We start from the raw sequence: 26,564 nt of genomic DNA, 5'->3' as shown, positions 1-26,564 counted from the left end.
CGTTTCGAATCTAGTTTTCAGGGAGCAATCCTTGAATGATGTTGAAGATTGTTATTTGGAGAGATACCCAAGTGGCTATAAGGGGACCCTCTGCTAAGGGGTTAGACTGCGTAAGCGGTGCGAGGGTTCGAATCCCTCTCTCTCCGCCATCTTTACCTAAAGATGGACAAGCAATCAAGACACAATTAATATGGCGGTGTAGCTCAGCTGGCTAGAGCGTACGGTTCATACCCGTAAGGTCGGGGGTTCGATCCCCTCCGCCGCTACCATATTACCCAGGAGGCTTAGCTCAGCTGGGAGAGCATCTGCCTTACAAGCAGAGGGTCGGGGGTTCGATCCCCTCAGCCTCCACCATATACGCCGGTGTAGCTCAACTGGTAGAGCAACTGACTTGTAATCAGTAGGTTGGGGGTTCAAGTCCTCTCGCCGGCACCATTAATGCCTGGAACCGTGGTGTAGTTGGCCTAACATGCCTGCCTGTCACGCAGGAGATCGCGGGTTCGAATCCCGTCGGTTCCGCCATTAATCCTAAAATTAAATAAGGCTCGGTAGCTCAGTCGGTAGAGCAGAGGACTGAAAATCCTCGTGTCGGCGGTTCGATTCCGTCCCGAGCCACTTTTACTTAACCCTGGAGGATTAGCGAAGCGGCCAAACGCATCAGACTGTAAATCTGCTCCCGTACGGGTTCGGTGGTTCGAATCCATCATCCTCCACCAGTTTTATGAGTCATTAGCTCAGTTGGTAGAGCACCTGACTTTTAATCAGGGTGTCGAAGGTTCGAGCCCTTCATGACTCATCTTTAAGAAAAGAGTGATTAATCATTTATTTGATTAGTCGCTCTTTTTTTGTTATGTGATTTTAGCTCAATATGGATATTTATTAATGCTGGGCAAGATATGATAAACTAATAGAAAACATGCAGAGTGGTGACGTTCATTATATGAAGCTCATACCTGATCTAAAACAGCAAATTGAAGTCATTATAGGCACAACTTTGGACGAATATGAAATTACAATAGAAGAATGGATGCAATCCGTTGCCAATCTAGTTGGTCATCATGAAAATTCAGAGACCTTTGGTGATGAAGGTGAGAGTCAGGAACTACCCGTTCAATCTACATCTCCAAGTTCATCCGATGTGATCAGTTTGAATACGGGAAAGCGTATATTTTTTAAGGTCCGGACGAATGAGCAAGAAGAGACCGTCGTGTGTTGGGGATGCCCTGCAAAATCAATTACCGTGGAAACACGACAATTAATTGAGCTTTTAATCCGTACTAACTCGGCTCTACCCGATGAGGTACAACCTGTTGTATATGAGAATGATAGGGAGCAGTATTTGACTGAATTGGGTCTCTGGCTTAAAGGGCAGATCGAACATTCAACCAAGCAGGAATCTGAAGTGGTTCCTGATCGCTTTGTGGTGCCCGCAGGATTGAATGCTGAGAAGATTCTCTTCTTGCTGCAAGGGGATACACCGGATGCACATCGTTTACGGTCCAAGGAACTGAACAAGTTGCTTGAGAGTTACTTTGGTGAGGAGATTGTCTTGATTCCTTTGGGGGAGCAAGAGTGGATTTTCATGGGTGATAAAGAAATTGTTACAGAAGAAGCCGAGGAAGATACAACGGAAGCCAAAAAGGATTCACTGAACGCTTTTTGTCTGGGGTTACATGAATTGGTTGCCAGTGAGTGGGCTGGGGTGTTCCATCTGTCCGCATCTCTGCCATGCATTCCTGCACAACAACTTTTATCGGTCACAGCTCTTCTTAAAGAAAGTGTTCACTTGGGGAGAGCATTCCATGTTACGCAACATATTCATCTCCCATGGGATCTTCACCTGGAGCGGTTGGTAGCGAGCATCCCAGATGATCAACGTATACGTTTTATAAAGGAAACTGGCAAAGATACGGTAATCTTCAATGATAGTGAGACACTTGCTACGCTGGAGGCCTTTTTTAGCCTGGACTGTAATGTCAGCGAGACAGCAAAACGACTTTTCATTCATCGTAATACGTTGGTGTACCGTCTGGACAAGATCAAGCAGGAGATTGGTTACGATGTAAGGCACTTCGAAAGTGCTGTTCTAGTGCAGTTTTTACTGCTTATGTACAAAGTGACGAAAAAGCATTGATATTTTTGTGCAGTTTGCGAATAGTCAAACCTCACGTAGATAGGGTATTATAAGAATACAAATTGTATTCGATTACAAAATGATCTCTGAGGAGGCAACAATCATGGCTGGAGTACGTTTAGAGCATATTTTCAAAAAATACCCGGGTTCTGATAAAGCAACTGTAGTTGACATTAACCTGGACATTAAAGATAAAGAATTTCTGGTACTGGTAGGTCCGTCCGGTTGTGGTAAATCAACAACACTTCGTATGATCGCAGGCCTTGAGGAAATTTCTGAAGGTAAACTCTATATCGGTGACCGTGTCGTTAATGATGTTGCACCTAAAGACCGCGATATCGCGATGGTATTCCAATCCTATGCCTTGTATCCGCATATGAGCGTATATCAAAACATGGCGTTTGGTTTGAAATTGCGTAAGGTTAAAAAAGATGAGATCGACAAACGTGTACGTGAAGCAGCTAAAATCCTGGATATCGAGCATTTGCTTGAGCGTAAACCTAAGGCATTGTCCGGTGGTCAACGTCAACGTGTCGCTTTGGGACGTGCGATTGTCCGTGATCCACAAGTGTTCTTGATGGATGAGCCTCTCTCCAACTTGGATGCCAAACTGCGTGGTCAAATGCGTGCAGAGATCACTAAACTTGCGAAACGTTTGGAAACAACTGTTATCTACGTAACGCATGACCAGATCGAAGCTATGACGATGGGTGATCGGATCGTTGTTATGAAGGATGGTATCATCCAACAAGCAGCTTCTCCGGAAGAGTTGTATAACCTGCCGGCTAACCTGTTCGTAGCTGGTTTCATCGGTTCCCCGACAATGAACTTTATCTCGGGTAAACTCGCTGAGCAAGGTACTAGCATGCATTTCATAGCTCCTGGTGTGGATGTTGAAATCCCGCAAGGTAAAGCACAAGTGTTGAAATCTAGAGGATACATTGGTAAAGAAGTGATTCTGGGTGTTCGTCCAGAAGACATTCACGAAGAGCCAGTATTCCTGGAAGCATCCCCGAACTCTGTATTCTCTACACACGTAGATGTTACAGAGAACCTGGGTCACGAAATGCTCCTCTACTTGAGTGGTGTTGGTAATGATACAACGATCGCACGTGTAGACGGACGTTCTAACACTCGTGATGGTTCCACAGTTAAAATGGCCATCGACATGAACAAAGTTCATATCTTTGACAAAGAGACTGAAGTGAACGTACTTCTTCAAGACAAATAATACTGGGATTCCTCGGTGACGATGGAACCTGACAGTTAATGCAATTATACATTGTAATGAGAGCCCCTTCCGTTATTGCTGGAAGGGGCTTTTTTAAGATTATTGGATTGATAAGTTTCGGCGAAGCCTGAAGGATCAATAATCGCAAGAAAAACAGCCGCTAAACTACGAATGTAGTATCTTAGAAGGTGCTTCAGTCAGAAGACTTTTCTTACTAATAGTTGTGGGCGGCTGCGATTGCATTCATCCCGGAATTCATTTAAGATTATTTGAAGGTCTGTCTTCATATATTTGAGGAATCGATTGTTGGAAGGGTATGCAGTCCGTACCCCATGTTGTGAATGCGCTAATAATGGAAAAAACTGATACACGATCTGATGTACATAGAGGGACAGCTAATGCTGAAAGGAAGAGACAAATGGCGAAAAAAGTGAAAGTATCCGAATTGGTACAGCAGTTTCAGTTAGAGGTTGTTTCTGGATCTCACGGACTGAAAAGAGTCATTACGGTAGATGATCTGAACCGTCCTGGTCTGGAAATGGCCGGTTATTTTGAATACCATCCACAAGAACGGGTACAGCTACTTGGAAGAACGGAGTTGGCTTTCTTTGCAATGTTACCTGAGCAAGAGCGGCGCGATCGTATGCAACGTCTTTGTACGGAAGAGACGCCTTGTATCGTTGTCACGCGTGGACTGGAAGTTCCGCAAGAGCTGATTGATATCAGTGAAGAGCAGAATTTGGCTGTACTTCGCAGCAACATGGCTACCACGATTCTATCCAGCCGGATCACGGGATTCCTGGAAAAGAAATTGGCACCAACAGCAACCATTCACGGTGTACTTTGTGATGTCTATGGCGTAGGTATGCTGATCACAGGTAGTAGCGGTATTGGTAAGAGTGAAACAGCACTTGAACTGGTGAAACGTGGACACCGACTGATTGCCGATGATGCGGTAGAGATCCGCCAAACGTCAGATTTTCAGCTACACGGTACTGCACCTGAATTGATCCGCCATTTACTCGAAATTCGAGGTGTCGGTATAATCAACGTCATGACATTGTTCGGAGCTGGTGCGGTTCGGAATAACAAACGAATTACCTTGGTTGTACGTCTGGAAGCATGGCAGCAGGATAAACAATATGATCGTCTGGGTCTGGATGAAGAGACTACACGTATCATTGATACGGATGTACCTCTCGTTACGATTCCTGTTCGTCCGGGACGGAACTTGGCGGTTATTATTGAAGTGGCCGGTATGAACTATCGCCTGAAACAGATGGGTCTTAATGCTGCGCTGCAATTCACGAACAAGCTGACAGCAACCATCTCGGAAGATATGGAAGACATGGATTAAGAAACATTTTATACAAGGAAATGAACACAAATGGTTGACATGTACTGCTTCTCTTAAGGCGCAGGTCATGCCAACCATTCGTCATGCGTGCGATTGATTGAATAAATAGGAGTGTGAATGAATGGATACATTATTACTGTTGAACCCGATTGCGTTCTCTATTGGAGCGTTAAAGGTTCACTGGTACGGGCTTATTCTTGGTGCTGCGGCACTTATAGGATTACTGCTCGTGATCCGGGAGGGCAAACGATACAATATTCCACAGGAAGTGTTCATGGACATGGTCTTGCTGGGCGTGCCTTCTGCCATCATTGGTGCCCGCATCTACTACGTAGCATTTAAATGGGAAGATTATAAAGATAATTTCTGGGATGTCTTTAAAATATGGAATGGCGGGATCGCCATCTACGGTGCACTTATTGGTGCAATCATCTGTGCAGTTATTTTCTTCCGTCGTAAAGGGTATAACTTCTGGCGTATGGCCGATATCTGCGCGCCTGGACTGCTCGTTGGACAGTTGATCGGACGCTGGGGGAACTTTGTGAATCAGGAAGCCTACGGCGGTCCTGTGGAAGAATCATTTTTGAGAGACAAGCTTCATCTGCCGGACTTTATTGTGAATCAAATGAATGTAGAAGGCGTATTCCACCATCCTGCATTTTTGTATGAATCGATGTGGAGTCTCGTTGGTCTGGTCTTGCTGCTGGTTCTTCGTCGTCAGAAGTTTCTGCGTTCAGGTGAACTGTTCATGTCTTATTTCATCTGGTACTCTATCGGTCGTTTCTTCATTGAAGCTCTACGTACGGACAGTCTTGGCTTCCAGGCTCCGCAATGGGTTGCTTCATTAGTGAACGGGCTGTGGTCTCCAATGACTGCAATGGGCTTCGAACAAGGGTATCTTGATCCCGCATATGGTAACGTAAGAATTTCGCAACTGCTCGCGATTGGCATCATTATTGTTGCTGTTGTATTCATTGTGGTGAGAAGAGTGACAGGCAAAGCGGATGTTCGCTATAGTGATCCGATTGTATCGTCCAAAGTTACCTCAGATGATATGGAGCATACGGGAACAGTTGCTGGCAAAGAGAGTAAGTTAACACCTCCAGCCAAAGATGATCCGAAGCAAGTTGATGATAAAAAGGAGTAATGCAACATGATTGACACGGTATTGTTTGATCTGGACGGAACGATTATTGATACCAATGAGTTGATTATCAGCTCATTCCAGCATGTCATGGGGGGATGGGAGCATTCAGCTCCATGGACTCGGGAACAGATCATTCCACATATGGGTGGCACACTGGAGCAGCAAATGCGTACCTTCTCTGGCCAGGAGGAAGTCTCCGAGTACGTGAAAGGTTACCGTGCTTATAATGATATCCATCATGAAGCGATGGTTAGGCCTTTTCCACATGTCATTGAGGTAGTAGAGGCGCTGCATCAGGCGGGCATTGTTATGGGTGTGGTCACAACCAAGATTCGTCCATCTACATTAAAGGTGCTAGAACGTTTTGACCTACTGAAATATATGAAGACAATTGTAACAGTGACCGATGTGACGAATCCGAAGCCGCACGCTGAACCTGTACTGAAAGCTATGACGGAACTGGGTGCAGATCCTGCCAAAACGTTAATGGTGGGTGACAGTCCAGTGGATATTCAATCGGCTCAAAATGCGGGCGCACTCTCGGCGGGGGTTGCATGGTCTCTTAAAGGAGAAACAATCCTGAACGGATATGGACCCGATCATATGTTACATGACATGAGAGACTTGTTGAAACTCATCCGTATTGAAACGGGACGTTCATGAGAAAAGTAACCCGCTATCCGGTAGAGGACCAGAATGCACTTTGGCATATCTACAAGACAGTGAGTCCGTGGAAGGGCGTTCGTAATTTTATCTGGATCCAGTTGTCACGTTACTGTCCAATCCTATCGGTGAAGAACTGGATTTACCGCCGAATGCTCGGTATGAAGGTGGGAAAACACACAGCCTTTGGCCTGATGGTGATGGTGGATGTATTTTTTCCGGAGAAAATAACGGTCGGCGAAAACTCGGTCATCGGTTACAACACAACGATTCTCGCTCATGAGTATCTCATTAAGGAGTACAGGCTCGGTGAGGTGATTATCGGGGAAAATGTACTAATTGGTGCTAACACAACGATTCTGCCCGGGGTAACTATAGGAGACGGAGCCGTTGTAGCTGCTGGAGCTGTCGTACATAAGGATGTTGCACCAGGAGCTTTTGTTGGAGGCAATCCACTGCGTGATTTATCCCGCGCGGCAGCTTCTACGGAAGGAACTGTCTTTAACACGGATGATTCTTCTCAGGGTAGTGTGCATTGATCAATAAAGTAATGAATGAAGATGGGTTGAAGTAAAAAGCTGCTTATGGCAGCTTTTTTCGTATATAAATACCGATTGGCGAGCGTAACGGTGTGTATATAAAACGATATGTCGATCCAAGGGCAATCAAGCTTGGGTATTGTTGACGGTAGTGCGGATTTCATGTTATCATATCCCATATCCTTTAGTTTGTTAGCACTTTACCATGTGAAAGTATTCTCGGAGAAATTAAACGTGATAAAGGTTGAACTAGAACAATAGTTGAAGGCTTTTGCAGCAATACGGTGATTCAGGGTTACAAGATAGAATGGGGATTTACACTACATAAATCCTGTTGAAATAGAACGAGTGCGACTCTCTAAATTACTGACTCGGGGTGAATATTACCAATGTCCAAACCAAAAGGTTTTGAAAAACCGACCGGATTCCGCGACTATACACCACATGTAGTATCCAAGCTGCGTACGATTGAACGCAATGTACTGGAATGTATGGAACGCTGGGGTTACCGTCAGATCATCACACCAACGATTGAATATTACGATACGGTAGGTGTGGCAAGCTCTACATCAGATCGCAAATTGTTTAAATTGCTGAACAGCCGGGGAACCACGCTGGTGTTGAGATCGGATCTAACGGCTCCGATTGCACGCGTCGTTTCGTCCATGCTCAAAGATGAGCAGTTACCGCTGCGTCTGTCCTATCATGCGAACGTCTTCCGTTCCATTGAAGAGGAAGCTGGACGTGAAGCTGAATTTTTCCAGACAGGTGTAGAGCTAGTTGGAGACGATTCACCTGAAGCGGATGCAGAAGTTGTTGCGCTTGCGATTGCCTCTTTGCAGGCAGCGGGCGTGTCTTCTTTTAAAATAGCCATGGGCCATATGGGATTCCTGAACGGATTACTGGAGGAAGTGATTCCAGGCCAGACCGCTGAGCAGGAGCAATTGAAGGAAGGGCTGCTCGGACGTGATTATGTCGGCTATCGCCAGTCGATTGAAGCATTGAATCTGGAGCCGAAGTTGAAGGAACAGCTTGAAGCGATCCTTCGTCTGCGAGGTGGCAAGGAAGTATGCACACATGCGGTAGAGCTAAGTTCAAGTGCTGAAGCAGCACAGTCGATTGCACATCTGTGTGCCGTATTCGAAGTGTTGGAAGCGTACGGTGTATCCGAGCATGTGCTGATTGATCTGACGATGATCGGTGATTTCTCCTATTATACGGGCATGACGTTTGAAGGGTATGCAGCCGAACTGGGATCTCCGGTATGTAGCGGTGGACGGTATGATAATCTCTTACAACAGTTTGGGCGCTCGTTGCCAGCTACAGGGTTTGCACTGAAAACGAACCGTATTATTGATGGCGTTCACGGCATCATCATTGAAGAGAAAAAAACAATACTTATCCAATATAGCCCGAAACGTCGGGCCGAGGCACTAACAGAAGCGGCAAGATTACGTAGTATGGGACAAAATGTAGTCACGCTCCTCCTTTCTGAAGCCGGGGCTGAGGCAAATGCTGTATCAAATGGAGCAACAACCGTTCAAGCGGAGCAGGTTATTACTTACGGATCTGAAGAAGGAGGACGCTGAGATGTCGGATATTCTGAAGGTGGCCATGCCGAAGGGCCGAATCTATAAAAAAGCCTCCAAATTGTTCCGTGAAGCAGGGCTGGATATTCCAGAAGACGTGGACGATACACGCAGATTGGTCATCGAAGTACCGGAAGCGGGAATGGAATTCATTATGGCGAAGCCAGTAGATGTTCCAACATATGTGGAGTACGGTGTTGCCGATATCGGAATTGTTGGTAAAGACGTACTGCTGGAGGAAGATCGGGATGTGTACGAACTGTTGAATCTGGGAATCGCCCAATGCCGTATGTCTGTGATCGGACTTCCAGACTGGAAGCCAGGCATCCAGCAACGTGTTGCAACGAAGTATCCAAGGATTGCTTCACAGTATTTTCGGGAGCAGGGGCAGCAGGTTGAGGTTATCAAGCTGAATGGTTCCATTGAGCTTGCGCCTTTGATTGGTCTGGCAGACCGAATTGTCGATCTGGTGGAGACAGGTCAGACACTGCGCGAGAACGGATTGGTGGAGATGACAGGTATTCTGGATATCACGAGCCGTCTTATCGCTAATCGGGTAAGTTATCGTATGAAGAATGCGCGAATTCAGGCGTTGTGTGATGCACTTCAGCAGGTCATTCCGGCATCAAATGGGATTTCTGCGGGGAGCTTTCGGGGATAAACGAATGCGTCGGAAACATAGATGAGAAACAACGAAATAGTTAAAGAGAATATAAATGAGAAACATACAAAGCAAAGGTAAGTGACACAACAAATTAGCCCTGATTGAAGCCGCAAAAGGTATTATGAAATTGATTCGAATGACAGGCATTACGCATTACAGTGGATAAGGAGGTTGTACGTATGAAAATTGTACCTGCACGGGAGTTTGATCTGAAGCGGGAAGTGGAGTATGGCACGCCGGAGCAAAATGAAACGGTACGGCGTATTGTCAGCGACATTCGCCGTGAGGGTGATGCGGCACTGCTGCGTTACACGGAGCAGCTGGACCGCACGATGCTGACGGCCGCGGAATTGCGCGTGCCGCAGGAAGAGCTGCAGGCGGCTTATGCAGCCGTGGAGCCATCCTTTGTGACGGCGATTCGGCAAGCCGCCGCCAACATTCGTGCGTTTCACGAGAAACAGAAACGCAACTCGTGGATGGATTGGCAGCCGGACGGCAGCCTGCTGGGCCAGGTCATCCGACCGCTGAAGCGGGTCGGCGTCTATGTACCTGGCGGCAAAGCAGCGTATCCATCGTCTGTGCTGATGAATGTGATTCCGGCACAAGTAGCAGGCGTGCCGGAGATTGTTCTCGTGACGCCGCCGTCAACGAACGGTGGCGAAGGTGTTAACCCGTACATTCTCGTTGCTGCTGCGGAAGCAGGCGTGAGCGAGATGTACCGGGTTGGCGGCGCTCAAGCCATCGCCGCCCTCGCTTACGGCACGGAGAGTATTGCCCCGGTCGACAAGATCTGTGGACCGGGCAATATTTACGTGGCGCTCGCGAAGCGCGAAGTGTTCGGTGCGGTCGATATCGACAGTATCGCCGGGCCGAGTGAGATTGTGGTGCTCGCCGATGATACGGCGAATCCGGTGTATGTCGCCGCGGACCTGTTGTCGCAGGCGGAACATGACGAGATGGCATCGGCCATTCTCGTCACGAATTCGGCCGCGCTGGCGGAAGCCGTGCAGGGCGAAGTGCAGCGGCAGCTTGATGTGCTGCCGCGGCGCGATATCGCTGCTGCTTCCGTGGAGCAGTATGGCGCGATTATTGTAGTCGATACCATCGATGAGGGAATCGATGTGGTGAACCGGCTTGCACCGGAGCATCTGGAGATCATGGTGCAGGAGCCGATGGCTTACGCTGGCCGGATCGAAAATGCCGGTGCGATCTTCCTCGGCCCTTACAGCTCGGAGCCGGTAGGGGATTATTTTGCAGGACCCAATCACATTATTCCGACCAATGGAACTGCGCGATTCAGTTCACCAGTGGACGTGGATGATTTTATCAAGAAATCGAGTCTGATCTATTATAGTAAAGAAGCGCTGCTGCAGAACGGAGCGGCTATTATAGAGTTGGCCCGTCATGAGGGTCTTGAAGGGCATGCCCGTGCAATTGCTGTACGGTTAGAACAGGAAGGAAAGGCGGAATCGGACAATGGATAAGCAAAATAATGGTGTGGAACTTGAAAACAAAGGTGCAGTGCGCCAAGCAGAGGTTGACCGCAAAACAAACGAGACCAATATCCAGTTGGCTTTTACTGTAGATGGAACTGGACAATCCACGATTGAAACGGATGTACCCTTCCTGAACCATATGCTGGATCTGTTCACGAAGCACGGACAATTCGACCTGAACGTGCAGGCTCGCGGAGATATCGACATCGACGATCATCATACGGTTGAAGACATCGGAATCTGTCTGGGACAGACGTTGCGAGAAGCGTTGGGTGATAAACGTGGCATTAAGCGTTACGCCAGTGTTTTTGTACCGATGGACGAGGCGCTCGCCCAGGTCATTATTGATGTGAGTAACCGACCTCACTTTGAATACCGTGCAGAATACCCATCCCAACAGGTAGGCAGTTTCTCCTCGGAGCTGGTACATGAATTCCTGTGGAAATTGGCGCTGGAAGCTCGGATTACGTTACATGTCATTGTGCACTATGGTCAGAACACCCACCACATGATTGAAGCGATCTTTAAGGCGCTGGGACGTGCACTGGATGAAGCAACGATGATTGATCCACGTGTAACGGGTGTGCCTTCTACGAAGGGAGTACTGTAGACGATGGCGATTGCAATTGTCGATTACGGTATGGGTAACCTGCACAGCGTCGGCAAAGCGGTCGAACGTCTTGGCTACGAAGCGCTGGTCACGGGTGACCGGGAAGAGATTCTTGGCGCAGATGGTGTCATTCTGCCAGGCGTAGGTGCTTTTGGTGATGCGATGGTTCATCTGCGGGAGAGTGGACTGGATACGGTGGTGAAGGAAGCCGCTGCCGGGTCCAAGCCACTGCTCGGTATCTGTCTGGGCATGCAATTGTTGTTCAGCTCAAGTGAAGAGCATGGCGAGCATGAGGGAATAGATATTTTGCCAGGTAAAGTGGTGCGTTTCGCACCAGGAGAACTGAAGGTTCCTCATATGGGATGGAACCGTTTGGAATTCCTGCACGCGGAAAATCCTCTATTTACGGGGCTTGAGGCAGGTCACGTCTATTTTGTCCATTCCTATCATGCGCTTACTGAAAACAGGGACGATCTGCTGGCGGTAACGGATTACGGACATCCGGTGACAGCCATTGTAGGCAGAGGGTCCAACTTCGGCATGCAATTCCACCCGGAGAAAAGTGGAGAGCTTGGTATGAAGCTGCTCGGCAACTTTTTGGCTCTGACAGGAGCACCTGTACAAAGGTAAAACATCATCTCTTTTTAACTATAGAAAGCGTACAAATCTAATTCATATTCAGGAGGCCTTGTATGTCATCTTTTATCCTATATCCGGCGATTGATATCCGGGACGGCAAATGTGTAAGACTGGTGCAGGGAGATTATAATCAGGAGACCGTGTATAACGATGACCCGGTTCAAGTAGCTCTATCCTGGGAGAAGCAAGGCGGTACATACGTTCATCTGGTGGATCTGGATGGTGCGAAAGCAGGGCATCCTGTTAACGATGAGCTGATTGGGCGGATTGCCTCGGCTGTGAACGTACCTGTTCAGGTAGGTGGCGGACTTCGTACGGTAGCCGATGTAGAACGTTTGCTGGGTCTGGGTGTTAGCCGGCTGATCATTGGAACAGCAGCGATTGAGGATCGTGCTTTTACAGAGGAAGTACTGGGACGTTACGGCGACAAAGTGGCAATTGGTATCGATGCACGTAACGGTTACGTGGCAACCCGCGGATGGCTTGAAACATCGGAAGTACAAGCAGAGGTACTCGCGAAGGAATTGGCGGCATATGGGGCAGAAACGTTTATCTTTACGGATATTTCCCGTGATGGCATGATGCAGGGTCCTAATGTGGAAGCGATTGTGTCTCTAGCCAAGGCAAGCGGACGGACGGTTATTGCTTCCGGCGGTGTAAGTGTAATGGATGATCTGCTTCGTCTGAGTCTTCACGCGGATGATGGTGTTGGTGGAGCAATTGTGGGTAAAGCACTGTATACGGGAAGTATCGATCTGTCTGAAGCAGTACGTGCGGTAAATAAGTAAGTGATATTCGGATAGAGAGGAAGAGGTAGCATGCTGGCAAAAAGAATCATCCCCTGTCTGGACGTGAAGGACGGCCGGGTCGTCAAAGGCGTCAACTTCGTTAATCTCCGCGATGCGGGTGATCCGGTAGAGCTGGCGGCACTATATGACCGCGAGGGCGCGGACGAATTGGTATTTCTCGATATTTCCGCTTCAGTGGAAGGTCGCGAAACGATGGAAGAAGTCGTGCGGCAGACGGCCGGCGAGATTGCTATTCCCTTTACGGTAGGTGGTGGCATCTCCAAGGTAGAGGACATGAAGCGGATTCTCCGTGCAGGTGCGGATAAAATTGCAGTGAATACAGCCGCGGTACTTAATCCGCAGTTGATTGCAGATGGCGCACGTCGCTTTGGCTCGCAGTGTATCGTGGTAGCGATCGATGCCAAGTATAACGAAGCTTGGGGCGAGTGGGAAGTCTATACCCATGGTGGACGGAAACCCTCCGGGATCAAGGCGCTGGAATGGGTTAAACAGGCTGAGAGCTTGGGCGCGGGGGAGATTCTTCTCACAAGTATGGACGCGGACGGAACAAAAGACGGCTTTGATCTGAAGCTGACGGCAGCGGTATCCGAATCTGTGCGTATTCCAGTCATCGCATCGGGCGGTGCGGGCAAGGAATCTCATTTCTATGATGTATTTACCACAGGCAAAGCGGACGCAGGGCTGGCCGCAACGATTTTCCATTACAAAGAAATCGCCGTACCGGCGTTAAAACAACATTTGAGAGAACAAGGGGTGGAGATCCGTGACTAAAGTGAGCGATGAAATCAAGGAACAGTTGTCCTTGGAACAGGTTGTGGAACACATTCGTTGGAGTGAAGGATTGGTTCCTGCCATTGTGCAGGATGTGGATACTCGGGAAGTCTTAATGATGGCTTATATGAATCGCGAATCTCTGAAGTTGTCGCTTGAATCCGGTGAGACGTGGTTCTGGTCACGCTCGCGTCAGGAGTTGTGGCATAAAGGAGCAACATCTGGCAACGTGCAGACGATTACTTCCCTAAAATATGATTGTGACGGCGATACCTTGTTGGTTGAGGTGAAACCGAACGGTCCGGCTTGCCATACAGGGGCGATAACTTGTTTCCATAATGAAATCATTGGTTTGCCAGAGAAATCGGCAGACAAGGCTTCGGATGAAGCGGGTGCGGCATCTGCTTCTGCAAATTCCGGTTCCGAAAGTCGCTTTGAGGTATTGGCTGAACTGGAATCCGTTATTGCAGAGCGTGAACGTGAGCGTCCTGAGGGTGCATATACAACGTATCTGTTTGATAAAGGTGTAGACAAAATACTGAAAAAAATCGGTGAAGAAGCGTCCGAGACAATCATCGCCGCCAAAAATAAAGATAATGACGAGCTTCGTCTGGAAGTCAGTGACCTGATGTATCACCTGCTCGTCCTGTTACAAGAGCGCAAGCTGCCGCTGGACGACATTATGTCAGAGCTGAGCCGCCGTCATGAACGGCCTCGCCGCGATTAGGAGGCGAGCTACGTGCGTATAGATTATCATACACACCATGAGCGGTGTGGACATGCCGTTGGCAAACTGGAAGAGTACGTGCAGCGTGGTGTGGAGATCGGACTATCTCAGATTGGATTGTCCGATCACATGCCCTTGTTGCATGTCGATCCGGCTCAATATTATCCTGAAATGGCGATGCCTATGGATGAACTGCCGCGTTACGTAGAGGAGTGTTTTTCCCTGAAAGAACGATACCGTGGGCAGATTGACGTACGTGTTGGTCTGGAAGGTGACTATATTGAAGGCTGGGAAAAAGAGATCCGTGCGATTATTGAGTGTTATCCATGGGATTATGTGATTGGCTCTGTTCATTTTCTCAGGGAATGGGACATTACGGATTTCCGCCAGACCCATCACTGGGAGGGCAAAGACATCCTTGAGGTATATCGTCAGTACTACGATGCCGTAAGCAAGGCAGCAGCCACGGGCATGTACGATATTATGGGCCATACGGATGTCATTAAACGGTTTGGCTATGTTCCTTCAACGGAGCAGACAGAAGAACGTATCTCACTGGAGAACGCAGCGCTGCAGGCTATTGCCAAAAGTGGCTGCGCCATGGAACTGAATGCTTCCGGGTTATCGAAGCCTTGTGCCGAGATGTTCCCTAGTCGCAGAATGCTGACGGAAGCCATTCGATTGGGCATTCCATTAACCATGGGCTCTGATGCACATGACCCACTGAAGCTGGGGGATTATTTGCCTGAAGCTGAAGCACTTTTACATGAGTTGGGCTGTACGGAAGTCGCTGTTTTTGAAGGCCGTCATCGCTCGTTCATTCCTTTAAATGTATAAGCTAGTGGAGTATAATGAGGGAAATAACCTTTTAGATAAGGGATTATATAGGGACTTCAACCCTCGGGAGGGCATTATGCAGCATTCGTTACGTATTTTTTCCGGTTCATCGAACCCTAAGCTGGCAGAACAGGTATGTGACAAGCTGGGTGTACAACTGGGCAAGATCAAGCTGTCCAGGTTCAAGAGCGGAGAAATATACGTTCATTATGAAGAAACGATCCGTAATTGTGATGTGTTTCTGGTACAGTCGTTGTCTCATCCGATCAATGAGCTGTTTGTCGAGCTGTTGGTGATGATTGATGCTGCAAAGAGGGCTTCAGCGCGCACTGTGAACATCATTGTTCCGTATTACGGCTATGCTCGGCAAGAGCGTAAATCCGCTCCACGGGAGCCGATCTCGGCCAAGATGGTAGCAGATGTATTAACTACCGCTGGCGCCAATCGGGTGGTAACGATCGACCTGCACGCAGCGGCCATTCAGGGATTCTTCAACATTCCGGTTGACCATATGACATCACTGGATCTGATTAGTGATTATCTGTTAAGCAAAGGAATTGAGAACCCTGTTGTAGTCTCCCCGGATGCGGGACGAGCATCGATGGCAGAGAAGCTGGCGAACCGCCTGGATTCTCCATTTGCCATTATGATCAAGAAACGTCCAAGCCATAATGAATCGGTGATTACCCATGTCATTGGTGATGTAGAAGGACGGACACCTATTATTATTGAGGATCTGATCGACACTGGAACAACCATTCTGAATGTTGTGGAAGGGTTGAAGGAACGTGGGTCCAAAAATGTATATGTATGTGCAACACACGGATTGTTCTCGGATGGGGCAGTCAGTAAACTGAATCACCCGTTCATTGAAGAGGTGGTCGTTACCGATTCCATTGCGCTACCGGATGACCATCCAGAGTGCTTTAAGGTATTGCCTGTTGCTCCAATGTTGTCACGAGCTATTCGTATTATAGTTGAGGGCGGCTCTATGGCTACTTTGTTTAAAGACTCTGGTATTTAGTTTCGAAATGATGTAAGACGATAGTCCAAATTGTTTTCACATGTCCGTGTCTGAGTTGTTGTTCAAGCTCAGCACGGTATTTTTGTTTAGGCTCCGTAATTTCAATTCCTTACTTTGCCGTTCCAGACTTGTGCTATAATAGCATAAAATCAACAATGATAGCGCTATTATATATGTAACCATCCGTAAGGTGTGGAAAGATAATAAACAGCAGAACCACGGCTGATGGACATTGGCATCGTGGAGTGAGGAGTGGGGTCTATTGTCGCGCACTTGGTATTATCGACTGCTCTTTTCGTATTTCCCTATCTTCTTCTTTACCATGACGATACTCATTTTTATTGCCTTTGTTTTCATTAATGACATCTCCAGGGAGGAAACGAAAAAGGCGGATCGGATCTCTTCCAATTATCTGGCGACTACGTTGGATCGTACGATTCGGGATATTGAGTTATCGATAACTGAAGCGGTACAGAGCGAACAGGCGTACAAGCTTTATTTTAATAATACCCACCAGATCAGTTCCGATAAAGTATATACGATCGCTCAAAGCTTGCGTGAGTTGAGCGGTTCTTCATCATGGATTCAATCGATATATCTATATGACAAGCAAAACAAACATGTGCTAACGGTAAGTGGCTCAAGGGAAGTAGAAAGCTTCTCTGATCAAGCATGGATTGATCAGATTGTGAATGGGGCTGTCACTTCGGGCTGGCAGCCCGTTCGGGAAATTGCAGTGGATGTTGTTCAGCGAACTCCTGTGCGGGTGTTGACGGTAAATAAGGACATGCCTTTACCATTCGGCTCAGAGGGTACACTCGTCATTAATGTCAAGATGAGCAGCATTGAGCAGAGTGTGGACAGTATGATAAATGGACAACTATCCTTCCTGACGATAACCGATCAGAAGGGCAAGGTTGTTTATAATGCCCATTCCGATCAAGAGGGAACTCGGGATGGGCAGGAGTTAAACACAATTCCTTTGGAAAGATTAAATTGGACACTCACCAGTGGCATCAAAGCAGGTAATCTGTTTAGCTGGGTCTCTGTTGTCTCCTATGTGTGGATAATCATTGCCATTGTGACCGTCATCTGCGCGATTGTATATATTGTGTATATTACACGTCGCAACTATAAACCGATTCAGATTATTATGAACCGAATCGAATCGCAACAGATTCGAGCTTTTGAAAACTCAGGCACGGGTATGGATGAGATGAAGATGATTGATGGTGTGCTTGAAAACTTGATTAACCATATGATGGACTATGACAAAAAAAGTAGGGAAAACGTACTGATGCAGCGCAGCAAGTTGTTCAAAGCATTGCTTTACGGGGAGCATATGGACCATGTCGAAGAGCAACTGAAAGAATTATCTCCGCTGGGCGAGGTGAACGACACTTCACACTTTATCGTTGTAGTTGGGGAAATTAACCGCTATGAGAAGGGGTTTCAGGAGAGGTTTACAAGAGGAGAGCAGAACACGCTGAAGTTTGCCTTAATGAATGTTCTTCAGGAGCTCTCTCGTAATACAGAAGTGCAATGCTGGACGGAATGGATTAGTGCGGATCGGATCGCCATTCTCTTTCTTTCAAAGGAACAGGCAGAGAGTAGCGAGCAGATGTCCAAGCAGATTCGCTTAGTAGCGGAGGATTGCAGATCTTGGGTTGAGCAAAATTTGCGTATATCGCTGAGCTTTGGCATTGGTTCCGCGGCTGAGGGTATAACCGCCATTCATCATTCCTATACGGCGGCTGAAGCAGTTGTGCAACGTAAATTGTTAATGAACGGTGATGTGGGCCAGGCAGATTCTGGTGAACTTCAGCATCCGTTGTTGGAAACTTACACTTATCTACAGATGATTGCTGACTTTGTCAAACGTTTCCGAATGTCGAGTGGTCAATGGCGTGAGCAATTGGAGGAAATCTTCGTCGCGTTTGAGCAGAATAAGCTGCCTGATGAAGAGATTCGCTCTTTAATTCAGGCGATGCTACAGATGCTCAGCCGGGAAGTATCTATGATGTCAGAGGGACTGCAGGAAGAGCTGTCTGAAAAAAACATTAGCGCATGGCTGATCGCTGTAGAAGAAGCGGAGAAGCTGGAGGATGTGAAAGGTCTGTTATTGGACGGCCTGACTGACTTGTTCCGAACGTATGTGGCGGTAACTGAAACGAAGAGTTACAAGGCGATGGTTAACGAAATGAAAAATTATATCGAGGAACAGTTTGCGAATCCAGATCTGTCACTCAAGCATTTAAGTGATCGCTTTCAGATTTCGGGCAAACATGCGAGCTATCTGTTCAAGACGGAGTTCAACATGAAATTCGTTGACTTCGTGACAGAGCTACGAATGAAAGAGACCGAGAAATTGCTTTTGGAAACAGACTGTTCTTTACAGGACATTGCACTAAAGGTAGGGTATGCAAATGGAATTACACTTGGGCGTGTATTTAAGCGAATCACAGGTATAACTCCAGGCGATTATCGTCGAATGAAACGTGAGCAACGAGAGTCCAAAGAATAAATTGAAGTGTTCGTTCCGACCCAAGGGGTTGCATACAGCCGAATATAAGCACAGGGTGAATTTCATGCAGTCATTTTCCATTCCGGAGATTAGACATGCTGAGGTTCACCCTTTTTCGGCTAAGGCGAAGGATATACCTGGCTAAATTATGGTTTGCGAATATAGGCAGTATGTGAAAATGGTTTATGTGGCAACTGGGTAACCACTTGAATTTTGGGGAACGATATTGCTGAGAAATCCAGTGGCAGCAAGGGTTTGGGGGAGAAATCGGTATGTGAAAATGCGCGTAGGGGATAAACCAAAACTCGTATGTAAGCGCTACCGAAAGGAGTTTGTTGTCAGTGCTCGCATAGATGTGGAATACTCGTATCAGGCTTCAAACATTCACGCAAAGACAAAGGGGATGACAATATGACAAGAAATGCAACCAAGGGGAGTTTGAAGAAATGGATGGGTTTGGCGCTCACGATGGTAATGGGCGTTTCACTTCTTGCGGGGTGCTCATCTGCATCAGATTCAAAATCAACAGAAGGCGGAGCATCTAGCGATGGTAAACGCGTTACATTAAAGGTTGAAATCTTCGACCGTGGTAACAGTCCTTCACCGCACACGATTACGAACAACTTCATATCTAAAATGATTCAGGAAAAGTTCGGTGATCCTAACAACATCGATGTACAGTTTGTACCTGTTCAGCGTTCCGAGGAAGTAACCAAGCTTAACGTTCTGATGGCTAGTAATACAGATGTCCCTGATATTGTCTTTGTTTATGACTCCAGCGTGTTTTACCGTTATGCTCAGCAAGGTGGATTGGCAGATGTCGGTGAACTGATTAATCAGCATGGACCGAATCTGAAGAAGTTTCTGGGCGAAGATACATTAAAGTTCGGGCAAGTTGATGGAAAACAGTTTGCTATTCCGGGTAAACGTGCCATCACAGGACGTTACAGTTCCTACATTCGTCAAGATTGGCTCGATAAGTTGGGACTGCCTGTGCCTAAGACAACAGATGAATTGTACACAACTTTGAAAGCGTTTAAAGAAAAAGATCCTGGTCAATTGGGAAGTAAAAACATCCCAATGGGTATGGCGCTTGCACCAGCTAACTTCGAAACATTGATCTATTCGTTCATAAAACCAGTTAGTGGTGATCTGACATACGGTCAACGCTATGAATTACCGCTTCATGAGGGCTTTAAGGATTCTATGAAGTTCCTGAACAAGCTCTACAATGAGGGTTTAATCAGCAAAGACTTCAGTTTGGATAAAGATAAAACACAGCTAGGGAAGGACGTTTCCAATGGTAACATCGGTTACTGGTCTGAAGACGTCGATGCCATGTTCTATGGAGAAGGAACAATGGATAACCTGCACAAAAACGTAAAAGACAGCAACGTTCTGCCGGTTGATGTTTATACAAATCCGAATGCAGACAACAAACACATTAAGTCCCGTTATGGAACAAATGGTATGTATATCATGATTCCGAAAAGCAGTGAACGTTCTGTGGAAGCCGTTAAGTATCTGGACTGGATGGCATCCGGCAATAACCTGATTGATATCTACAGCGGTGTGGAAGGCGAGAACTATGAATTGGTAGACGGCATTCCTGTCGTGAAAGAAGATGCAACGCAAGAAGCGATGGATCGCCTGTTTACTTCAGGGGATACAGCAATTATCTCAAACGGTAAAAATATCGGGGATGAAGCAACCAACGAAAAAGCATGGATTCTGGGCTTCCCGACAAACAATCAGGAAATGTTGAAACAATCTCTTACTATTGCAAATACGGATACCGTAGGACCAATTATTTTTGATAAACCAATTGAAGCAGAGATGAAATACAGTACAGCACTCAAAGACAAACTCGATGTCATCATTGTGAAAACAGCTATGGCAAAACCAGCAGATTTCGATGCAGTGTTTGATAAAGAAATGGCTGATTTTATGTCCTTGGGCGGTACAGAATTGAAGAAAGAACTGGAACAAGCCGTACAGGAAATGGGCGCTAAATAAACCGAAGCCTTGCTCCAAGCTAATAAATAGAAACCCATACTATTTTGCTTGAACTTAGAAAGGAACGGGTGCCGTCGTTTGGCGGCACAAACGTTTCTTCGTTGATAGGAGGAAACTGACTTGACCATCACATACTTGAAAAGGTATTGGCAATTATACGCGCTGATTTCCCTGCCTCTGATCTACTTTTTAATCTTCCGTTATGGACCGATGTACGGTGTGCAGATCGCCTTTAAGGATTTCAACCTCTTTCAAGGCATCAGCGGTAGTAAATGGATTGGTTTCGATGCTTTTCGCGAAGTATTCGCGATGGATGAGTTCTACACCACATTACGTAATACCTTTATGCTGAATTTTCTTGATCTGCTCGTTTCGTTCCCTGCTCCAATCATTTTGGCTATTATGCTCTATGAGGTTCGATTTAAATGGTTCAAAAAAATATCGCAGACCATTCTATATGTTCCTCACTTTATCTCTTGGGTTATCATCGGGGGGATTGTATACCAATTGTTCGGTAATCAATCCGGTATGGTCAATGGTGTACTACAGAGCATGGGCTTAAATTCGATACCCTTCTTGACAGAGAAAGGTCCTTGGCTTGTTACGTACCTGTTCACAGGTGTTTGGCAAAGTGCAGGATGGGGAACCATCTTATATTTGGCTGCACTAACCGCAGTTAACAAGGAGTTATTTGAAGCGGCAGAGATTGATGGCGCCTCTCGTCTAAAGAGAATTTGGCATATTACATTGCCAAGTATCAAACCAACCATTGTAACTTTGCTTATTCTTAATCTCGGAAATATGGTCAGCATCGGTTTTGATCGTCCGTACATTATCGGTAACACGGCTGTGCGGGAATACTCCGATGTACTTAGTACCTTTGTATACAGAATCGGTCTCCAATCAGGACAGTATACCCTGGCAACCGTTGTTGGTTTGTTCCAAGCTGTAGTTGGACTCATTTTTGTTCTCGGTTCTAACTATATCTCGAAGAAAACAACCGGCGAAGGAATTCTGTAGCTGATACGAAAAAATGAAAGATACGCCATACGGCTTGTATGTATAGACCATCAGTAAAGGAGCTGTGCGCAGATGAGTGAACGCACCTCGAACCGGATTTTTGATATTGTTAATATCTCCTTTATATCTATGTTTGTTATATTCTGTTTGACTCCGTTTATGCACACAATTGCCATATCGCTTAGCTCGAACCGGGCGATTACATCGGGTGAAGTGACCATATTCCCGAAAGAATTCAATTGGGATGCTTACGGTCAGGTATTCTCTGATCAATCTATGATCTATTCTCTGGGATTTACAACGCTTCTTACGGTAGCAACGACAGTGCTTTGTATGCTATTCACCATCGCTGCTGCGTATCCGTTAACCAAGAAAAAACTGAAGGGTCGAAAGCTCTTCATGTATGTCATCATCATTACGATGTTTTTCAGTGGCGGAATCATTCCTGAATATCTGCTGATTCGTGACTTGAATATGCTGAATTCCGTCTGGGCGCTTATTCTGCCGGGTCTGGTAAGTCCCTTTAACCTGATTATCTTGATTGCCTTCTTTAGAGGTATTCCGAACAGTCTGGAGGAAGCGGCTGAGATTGATGGAAGTTCACATGTTCACACTCTCTTCAAAGTCATTCTGCCGTTATCCATGCCTGTGCTGGCTACCTTGGCTCTCTTCTACGCAGTTGGACGCTGGAATGGCTTTCAGGATTCATTGATGTACATCACTGATCCGAAGCTCTACCCGCTTCAGCTCAAGATGTACCAAATGGTACAGAACAACATGGTGAGTGAGCTGACGTTGATGGAGGGAGCAAGCCGGACACGTTTAACTCCAGAAAGTCTCAAGGCGGCAACCGTTGTTTTCGCAACCGTACCTATTCTGCTTGTATATCCATGGCTTCAAAAATATTTTGTGAGCGGTGCAATGCTGGGTGCAGTAAAAGGTTAATCACTGGATCACCTTGAAAAAAACATTTTGAGTTTATACCCGCAGGAAGGAGAAGCATTATATATGCAGGCAAAAGACAAGGGAGAATATTCATTTTCGACTTGCTGGAATATTAGGAAACATACCGTAGGGAAAGACATGATTCAGGAAATCGCAGAACTTGGCTTTCGACGGGTTGAACTCAACTATAATGTGACGAAGGAAATGCTCGAGACCATTGAGCCGATGATTGAGCGCGGAGAAATAGGTGTTTCGAGTGTTCATAACACTTTTCCACATGATCCAGACCCGGATTATGGTACGGATTCTGTCCTGCTCGGCTTCGAGGATGAAGTTAAACGTCAGCGCGCTATAGAGTTGCTTGTTGAATCGGCAGAGTATGCTCATCGTTATGGTGGAGAAGCGGTAGTCGTACATCCGGGAGAGGTGCCTTTCCCTCATGATATCAGCAAGGATCTGGAGAAGCTTTATAGAGAGGAAGGGACAGATTCTCCGAAATATCGTAGCAAATGGGAAGAGTTAATGGAACGCCGTCAGGCTCTCAGCGCAGGATATGTTCAGAAGATCATTGTCAGTCTGGATGAAGTCTGCAATCGAGCAGTAGCGAAAGGACTGAATGTCCGTTTTGGAATAGAGACCAGGTCCAGACCCCAACAGATTCCTACGCTGGCAGAAGCCAAGACCATTATCACGGCTCTTAAAGGGGCTCCTGTCGGTATCTGGTACGACACAGGTCACGCTATTATGATGGACCGATTGGGTCTATACGATAGTGTGGGAGAAATGCAGGGACTAATGAATGATATCGTAGGTGTTCATATTCACGAGACGCTGGGTCTCTCTGATCACTGGTGCCCGTATGTACACAGTAAGGATATGAACTTCTATGATGCCTATCTGCCGATGATTCGCCGCGCACAGGTGAAGGTGTATGAGTTGAAGTCTGCCTGTAAGGCAGAAGAGATCCATGAGAGTCATGACTTGCTTATGAAGAAGCTTGGAGTGGCAGAGTAGGCGCGGTGATGTGGGAAACAGATTGCATGTTCACAGCATGTGTTTAACGACTGTTTCCTCAGTGACGGAGACCCATGAATATGTAGTAAAACAAGCACAGATTTTCTAGCGACTTTGGTAGAAATATGATATATACTGACGAGAAAAATGAACTCACCTACGGGCGGTATGATTAAGCTTCCGGTCTGAATTGAAGGCGCTGAAGCAACATACTTCGCACATCGGGAGAATGCATTGGTATGGAGGGGACTGCACATGTACAAACAACTGGTGGACAGTAATGATAGAGCGGTAGAAAAAGGCATATCCCGGCAGATGCTTGACCCGGAAAGCCGTTACTATGGAGGGACAATTGATCCCTTCACAGGTGTTGCCTGGGTCAACCATACGACTGGAACGCCCACGGATATGTGTTACTGGGGAGCTGCGCTCTCCAATCCGGACTCTATCTATTACCGGGATGAGTCGTTGTTAAATCGACTGCTGTTAGCTACGGAATTTGTACTCCGCTTCCAGCATGAAGACGGTTCAATATCGCCTGGCTGGACCAATTACCATTCCCCTCCGGATACTGCATTTGTCGTTGTAGGGTATTCACAGTTGTATCAGCTTCTTCAGCAGCAAGAATGGGAGCCGCTTCAACCTGTATTGAACAATATGAGGCTGTTTCTGGAACGGACAATCCCAACCATGCTTACAGGAGGTTGTCATACGCCCAATCATCGCTGGGTGCTATGCGCGGCGCTTGGTTTCCTGCATGAAATATTTGATCTGGAGGAAGCTGTGCAGCGCGCAGAGCAGTGGATGGATGAAGGCATGGATATTACACCCGATGGGGAGTGGACAGAACGGAGCAACGGGATATACAGCGCAGTTAGCGACATCATGTTAATTCATGCTGCGCGCCTGCTCAATCGTCCTGAACTGCTGGAACCAGTGAGGCTCAATCTCCGCATGATGGTGTATCTGGTCCATCCAACGGGTGAAATTGTTACGGATTATTCAGGGCGACAAGATCTGGGCAGTGTTCATGATCTGTCACCTTATTATCTGCCTTATGCCATTTTGGCCCGCCTGGATGGTGATCCACTCTTAGCAGGTATGGCAGCCTGGGCTGGAGATACATTGACCGATCCGGGAGTATGTTCGGTGAATACGCTCATTCGATTAATGCTTGAGCCGGAGCTTCAGCAGACGAATGATACACGTGATGCATTACCGGAACAGTATGAGGTCATGCTGAATGAACATTTTGTACGAGGAGATTATCTGGAGCAGATGGACTCAGTAGGGCATCACGGACGTATCTCTCACAGTCGGATGCATACGGATTTTGGTGCTCCGGTAGCCCGAATTCGGGATGGTGCTACAAGTGTGACTGTGATGACAGAAGTTCCTTCTTTCTTCGCGCTTCGTCATGGCAAGGTGCGCCTGCTGGCTGTGCAACTGGCCTCTTACTTTAATCCAGGGTATGTACCTATGCAGCAAATGACGAGACTGCCCGAAGGGTATCGACTAACTGGTGAGCAGAAAAAAGGTTACTACGGCCCAATCCCTGCGAACATGCTGCCAGAATCGGCTGCATCAGCCATCAGTCCATGGTACTTGTTGCCTCATCAGAGTCGTCAGCTTACTCATGAGCAGACCTTCCGTGTAGGAGTAGAATTACAGCCAACTGAAAACGGATGGAATATGCATCTATCTGGACAGGAACCGGAGGACATTATGATGCAGTTGTCCTTTGTATTCGGAAGCGAAGGTGAACTGACCTGTGAGGACGCAATTGAAACGAGTGAGGGTCACTACTTGTGGAAAGGCGGTACATTACGCTATACCTGCGGAGAAGACTGGCTGGAGATTACCGGGGGCGAGCTGGGGCATCTGGCTGCAACGGTACGTGAGGCAAAACTGCCGGACAAGTGTAAGGTTGTGCTGGTCAATTTCATGACACCGTTTGATAAAACCATTCAAATTTCACTTTCTCCTTCGATGGCGTCGAAGATCTAGGTTTATTAGATATTTAAGCCATAACAGTTAGAAGACCGAGCCCAAATGCTCGGTCTTCTTTTTTTACAAATGACGAATGACTGCAATTAACGTTCTAAAATGATATTCCCACTGTCGAGCTCAGTCCAGTAATGTATGAACTATTATCATTTCAGTTGCTCTAACGCGGTTTCGATTGGTTTAGTGAACAGAGGAGTATCTTTGGTTTTGCTCCAGTAAACGATAAGAACATTTCCTTTTTCATATAGAAAAGGGAATGTTGTAAAATGGGCGCTTTCCATGTGCTTGTTGAAATCTTTTGTCCCGTTAATGCGATCCTTTTCCGATTTGAAAATATAAAAATGTATAAATTCAGGGCTATATGGTTCTTCTTCCACGGGCACTTCAACGGAGTACACCTCAGGTACAACATCATTTAATTTCAAAGGATACCCGGTTATACCAAAGGACACTAAATCCAGTTCTTGAGACTCGAGCGCTCTCAGTACATTATCTAATGTGAACTTATTTTCTATGTTTTCTATATCTTTTGAACATCCATTCAAAGCAAACAAGCAGATTAACATGAAAACAATTGGTTTTATCTTCGAGATCATCAATATAACATCTCCTTAAAATAATAATGATGGGTCTTTATTTTTATAATTACATACGCGAAAAAGAGGCTGACGGACAGAGCTAATATACGTTGTTTGATTTTTAATGGAGATAAATCACTCAAAAGGACAATAAGGATAATAATACCATAAAAGTATACTTATCTTTATCATAACCGGACCGAATCCAGTTAGACGCTGCGTA

At 46.6% G+C, this 26,564-nt stretch carries 23 protein-coding genes and 8 tRNA genes; 30 read left to right on the top strand and 1 reads right to left on the bottom strand.

Annotated elements, in window-relative coordinates:
* The first annotated feature begins 57 nt into the window (after positions 1–57).
* From D829_RS0123085 to D829_RS0122935, 30 genes are all read left to right on the top strand, one after another.
* Positions 58–149 (top strand) — tRNA-Ser (locus D829_RS0123085).
* Positions 150–192: 43 nt separating this feature from the next.
* A tRNA-Met gene (locus tag D829_RS0123080) sits at positions 193–269 on the top strand.
* A gap of 9 nt (positions 270–278) precedes the next feature.
* Positions 279–354 (top strand) — tRNA-Val (locus tag D829_RS0123075).
* Positions 355–359: 5 nt separating this feature from the next.
* Positions 360–435, top strand: a tRNA-Thr gene (locus tag D829_RS0123070).
* Positions 436–444: 9 nt separating this feature from the next.
* Positions 445–522 (top strand) — tRNA-Asp (locus tag D829_RS0123065).
* A gap of 20 nt (positions 523–542) precedes the next feature.
* Positions 543–615 (top strand) — tRNA-Phe (locus D829_RS0123060).
* 15 nt (positions 616–630) lie between these two features.
* A tRNA-Tyr gene (locus D829_RS0123055) sits at positions 631–716 on the top strand.
* Between the two features lie 7 nt (positions 717–723).
* Positions 724–796 (top strand) — tRNA-Lys (locus D829_RS0123050).
* A gap of 144 nt (positions 797–940) precedes the next feature.
* Entirely contained in the window at positions 941–2,134 is a 1,194-nt protein-coding gene (locus D829_RS31740; RefSeq protein ID WP_017691280.1) for a helix-turn-helix domain-containing protein, read from the top strand.
* A 103-nt stretch (positions 2,135–2,237) separates the two neighbouring features.
* Entirely contained in the window at positions 2,238–3,365 is a 1,128-nt protein-coding gene (ugpC, locus tag D829_RS0123040) for a sn-glycerol-3-phosphate ABC transporter ATP-binding protein UgpC (RefSeq protein ID WP_017691279.1), read from the top strand.
* Positions 3,366–3,783: 418 nt separating this feature from the next.
* Entirely contained in the window at positions 3,784–4,722 is a 939-nt protein-coding gene (hprK, locus tag D829_RS0123035; protein WP_017691278.1) for an HPr(Ser) kinase/phosphatase, read from the top strand.
* 121 nt (positions 4,723–4,843) lie between these two features.
* On the top strand, positions 4,844–5,869 hold the full coding sequence (gene lgt / locus D829_RS0123030) for a prolipoprotein diacylglyceryl transferase (protein WP_017691277.1): 1,026 nt from the start codon (positions 4,844–4,846) through the stop codon (positions 5,867–5,869).
* Between the two features lie 6 nt (positions 5,870–5,875).
* The gene (gene ppaX, locus D829_RS0123025; protein ID WP_017691276.1) at positions 5,876–6,532 is read left to right on the top strand and encodes a pyrophosphatase PpaX; all 657 of its coding nucleotides are present in this window, start codon (positions 5,876–5,878) and stop codon (positions 6,530–6,532) included.
* Positions 6,529–7,071, top strand: coding sequence for a DapH/DapD/GlmU-related protein (locus D829_RS0123020; RefSeq protein WP_017691275.1), 543 nt, complete (start codon positions 6,529–6,531; stop codon positions 7,069–7,071). The genes ppaX and D829_RS0123020 overlap by 4 nt, the downstream gene beginning before the upstream one ends.
* Positions 7,072–7,460: 389 nt before the next feature.
* Positions 7,461–8,660, top strand: a complete 1,200-nt coding sequence (locus tag D829_RS0123015; RefSeq protein ID WP_017691274.1) for an ATP phosphoribosyltransferase regulatory subunit — start codon at positions 7,461–7,463, stop codon at positions 8,658–8,660.
* 1 nt (position 8,661) lies between these two features.
* On the top strand, positions 8,662–9,321 hold the full coding sequence (gene hisG / locus D829_RS0123010) for an ATP phosphoribosyltransferase (protein WP_017691273.1): 660 nt from the start codon (positions 8,662–8,664) through the stop codon (positions 9,319–9,321).
* Positions 9,322–9,503: 182 nt separating this feature from the next.
* Positions 9,504–10,808 (top strand): histidinol dehydrogenase, encoded by a 1,305-nt coding sequence (gene hisD / locus D829_RS0123005; RefSeq protein WP_017691272.1) that lies wholly within the window; start codon positions 9,504–9,506, stop codon positions 10,806–10,808.
* Positions 10,801–11,430 carry an imidazoleglycerol-phosphate dehydratase HisB gene (hisB, locus tag D829_RS0123000; protein WP_017691271.1) on the top strand — a complete coding sequence of 210 codons (630 nt, stop codon included), beginning with the start codon at positions 10,801–10,803 and terminating at the stop codon, positions 11,428–11,430. Before hisD ends, hisB begins: the two co-directional genes overlap by 8 nt.
* A gap of 3 nt (positions 11,431–11,433) precedes the next feature.
* Positions 11,434–12,060 (top strand): imidazole glycerol phosphate synthase subunit HisH, encoded by a 627-nt coding sequence (gene hisH, locus D829_RS0122995; RefSeq protein WP_017691270.1) that lies wholly within the window; start codon positions 11,434–11,436, stop codon positions 12,058–12,060.
* Positions 12,061–12,122: 62 nt separating this feature from the next.
* The gene (gene hisA, locus D829_RS0122990; protein ID WP_017691269.1) at positions 12,123–12,857 is read left to right on the top strand and encodes a 1-(5-phosphoribosyl)-5-[(5-phosphoribosylamino)methylideneamino]imidazole-4-carboxamide isomerase; all 735 of its coding nucleotides are present in this window, start codon (positions 12,123–12,125) and stop codon (positions 12,855–12,857) included.
* A 30-nt stretch (positions 12,858–12,887) separates the two neighbouring features.
* Positions 12,888–13,649 carry an imidazole glycerol phosphate synthase subunit HisF gene (hisF, locus tag D829_RS0122985; protein ID WP_017691268.1) on the top strand — a complete coding sequence of 254 codons (762 nt, stop codon included), beginning with the start codon at positions 12,888–12,890 and terminating at the stop codon, positions 13,647–13,649.
* 1 nt (position 13,650) lies between these two features.
* Positions 13,651–14,376 carry a bifunctional phosphoribosyl-AMP cyclohydrolase/phosphoribosyl-ATP diphosphatase HisIE gene (hisIE, locus tag D829_RS0122980; protein WP_026081365.1) on the top strand — a complete coding sequence of 242 codons (726 nt, stop codon included), beginning with the start codon at positions 13,651–13,653 and terminating at the stop codon, positions 14,374–14,376.
* 12 nt (positions 14,377–14,388) lie between these two features.
* Positions 14,389–15,213: a histidinol-phosphatase HisJ gene (gene hisJ, locus D829_RS0122975; protein WP_017691266.1), complete on the top strand. Its 825-nt coding sequence runs from the start codon at positions 14,389–14,391 to the stop codon at positions 15,211–15,213.
* Positions 15,214–15,289: 76 nt separating this feature from the next.
* A complete protein-coding gene (locus D829_RS0122970) occupies positions 15,290–16,237 on the top strand; it encodes a ribose-phosphate pyrophosphokinase (protein WP_017691265.1) in 948 nt (315 codons plus the stop codon).
* A gap of 262 nt (positions 16,238–16,499) precedes the next feature.
* Positions 16,500–18,761 (top strand): helix-turn-helix domain-containing protein, encoded by a 2,262-nt coding sequence (locus D829_RS0122965; RefSeq protein WP_017691264.1) that lies wholly within the window; start codon positions 16,500–16,502, stop codon positions 18,759–18,761.
* Positions 18,762–19,172: 411 nt separating this feature from the next.
* Positions 19,173–20,777, top strand: coding sequence for an extracellular solute-binding protein (locus tag D829_RS0122955; protein ID WP_017691262.1), 1,605 nt, complete (start codon positions 19,173–19,175; stop codon positions 20,775–20,777).
* Positions 20,778–20,897: 120 nt separating this feature from the next.
* Complete coding sequence (locus D829_RS0122950; RefSeq protein ID WP_017691261.1) at positions 20,898–21,797, top strand: ABC transporter permease subunit; 900 nt, start codon at positions 20,898–20,900, stop codon at positions 21,795–21,797.
* A gap of 72 nt (positions 21,798–21,869) precedes the next feature.
* Positions 21,870–22,742, top strand: a complete 873-nt coding sequence (locus tag D829_RS0122945) for a carbohydrate ABC transporter permease (protein ID WP_017691260.1) — start codon at positions 21,870–21,872, stop codon at positions 22,740–22,742.
* A 63-nt stretch (positions 22,743–22,805) separates the two neighbouring features.
* Positions 22,806–23,756 carry a TIM barrel protein gene (locus D829_RS0122940; RefSeq protein ID WP_017691259.1) on the top strand — a complete coding sequence of 317 codons (951 nt, stop codon included), beginning with the start codon at positions 22,806–22,808 and terminating at the stop codon, positions 23,754–23,756.
* Between the two features lie 255 nt (positions 23,757–24,011).
* A complete protein-coding gene (locus D829_RS0122935) occupies positions 24,012–25,763 on the top strand; it encodes a hypothetical protein (RefSeq protein WP_017691258.1) in 1,752 nt (583 codons plus the stop codon).
* Positions 25,764–25,909: 146 nt separating this feature from the next.
* Here the strand turns inward: D829_RS0122935 and D829_RS0122930 are convergent, their stop codons facing one another.
* On the bottom strand, positions 25,910–26,359 hold the full coding sequence (locus D829_RS0122930) for a hypothetical protein (protein ID WP_017691257.1): 450 nt from the start codon (positions 26,357–26,359) through the stop codon (positions 25,910–25,912).
* Between the last annotated feature and the right edge of the window lie 205 nt (positions 26,360–26,564).

Source organism: Paenibacillus sp. PAMC 26794 (assembly GCF_000316035.1).
Classification (GTDB): Bacteria; Bacillota; Bacilli; order Paenibacillales; family Paenibacillaceae; genus Paenibacillus.
The sequence above is the reverse complement of the archived record's forward strand: the minus strand, read 5'-3'. Positions and strand labels throughout refer to the sequence as shown.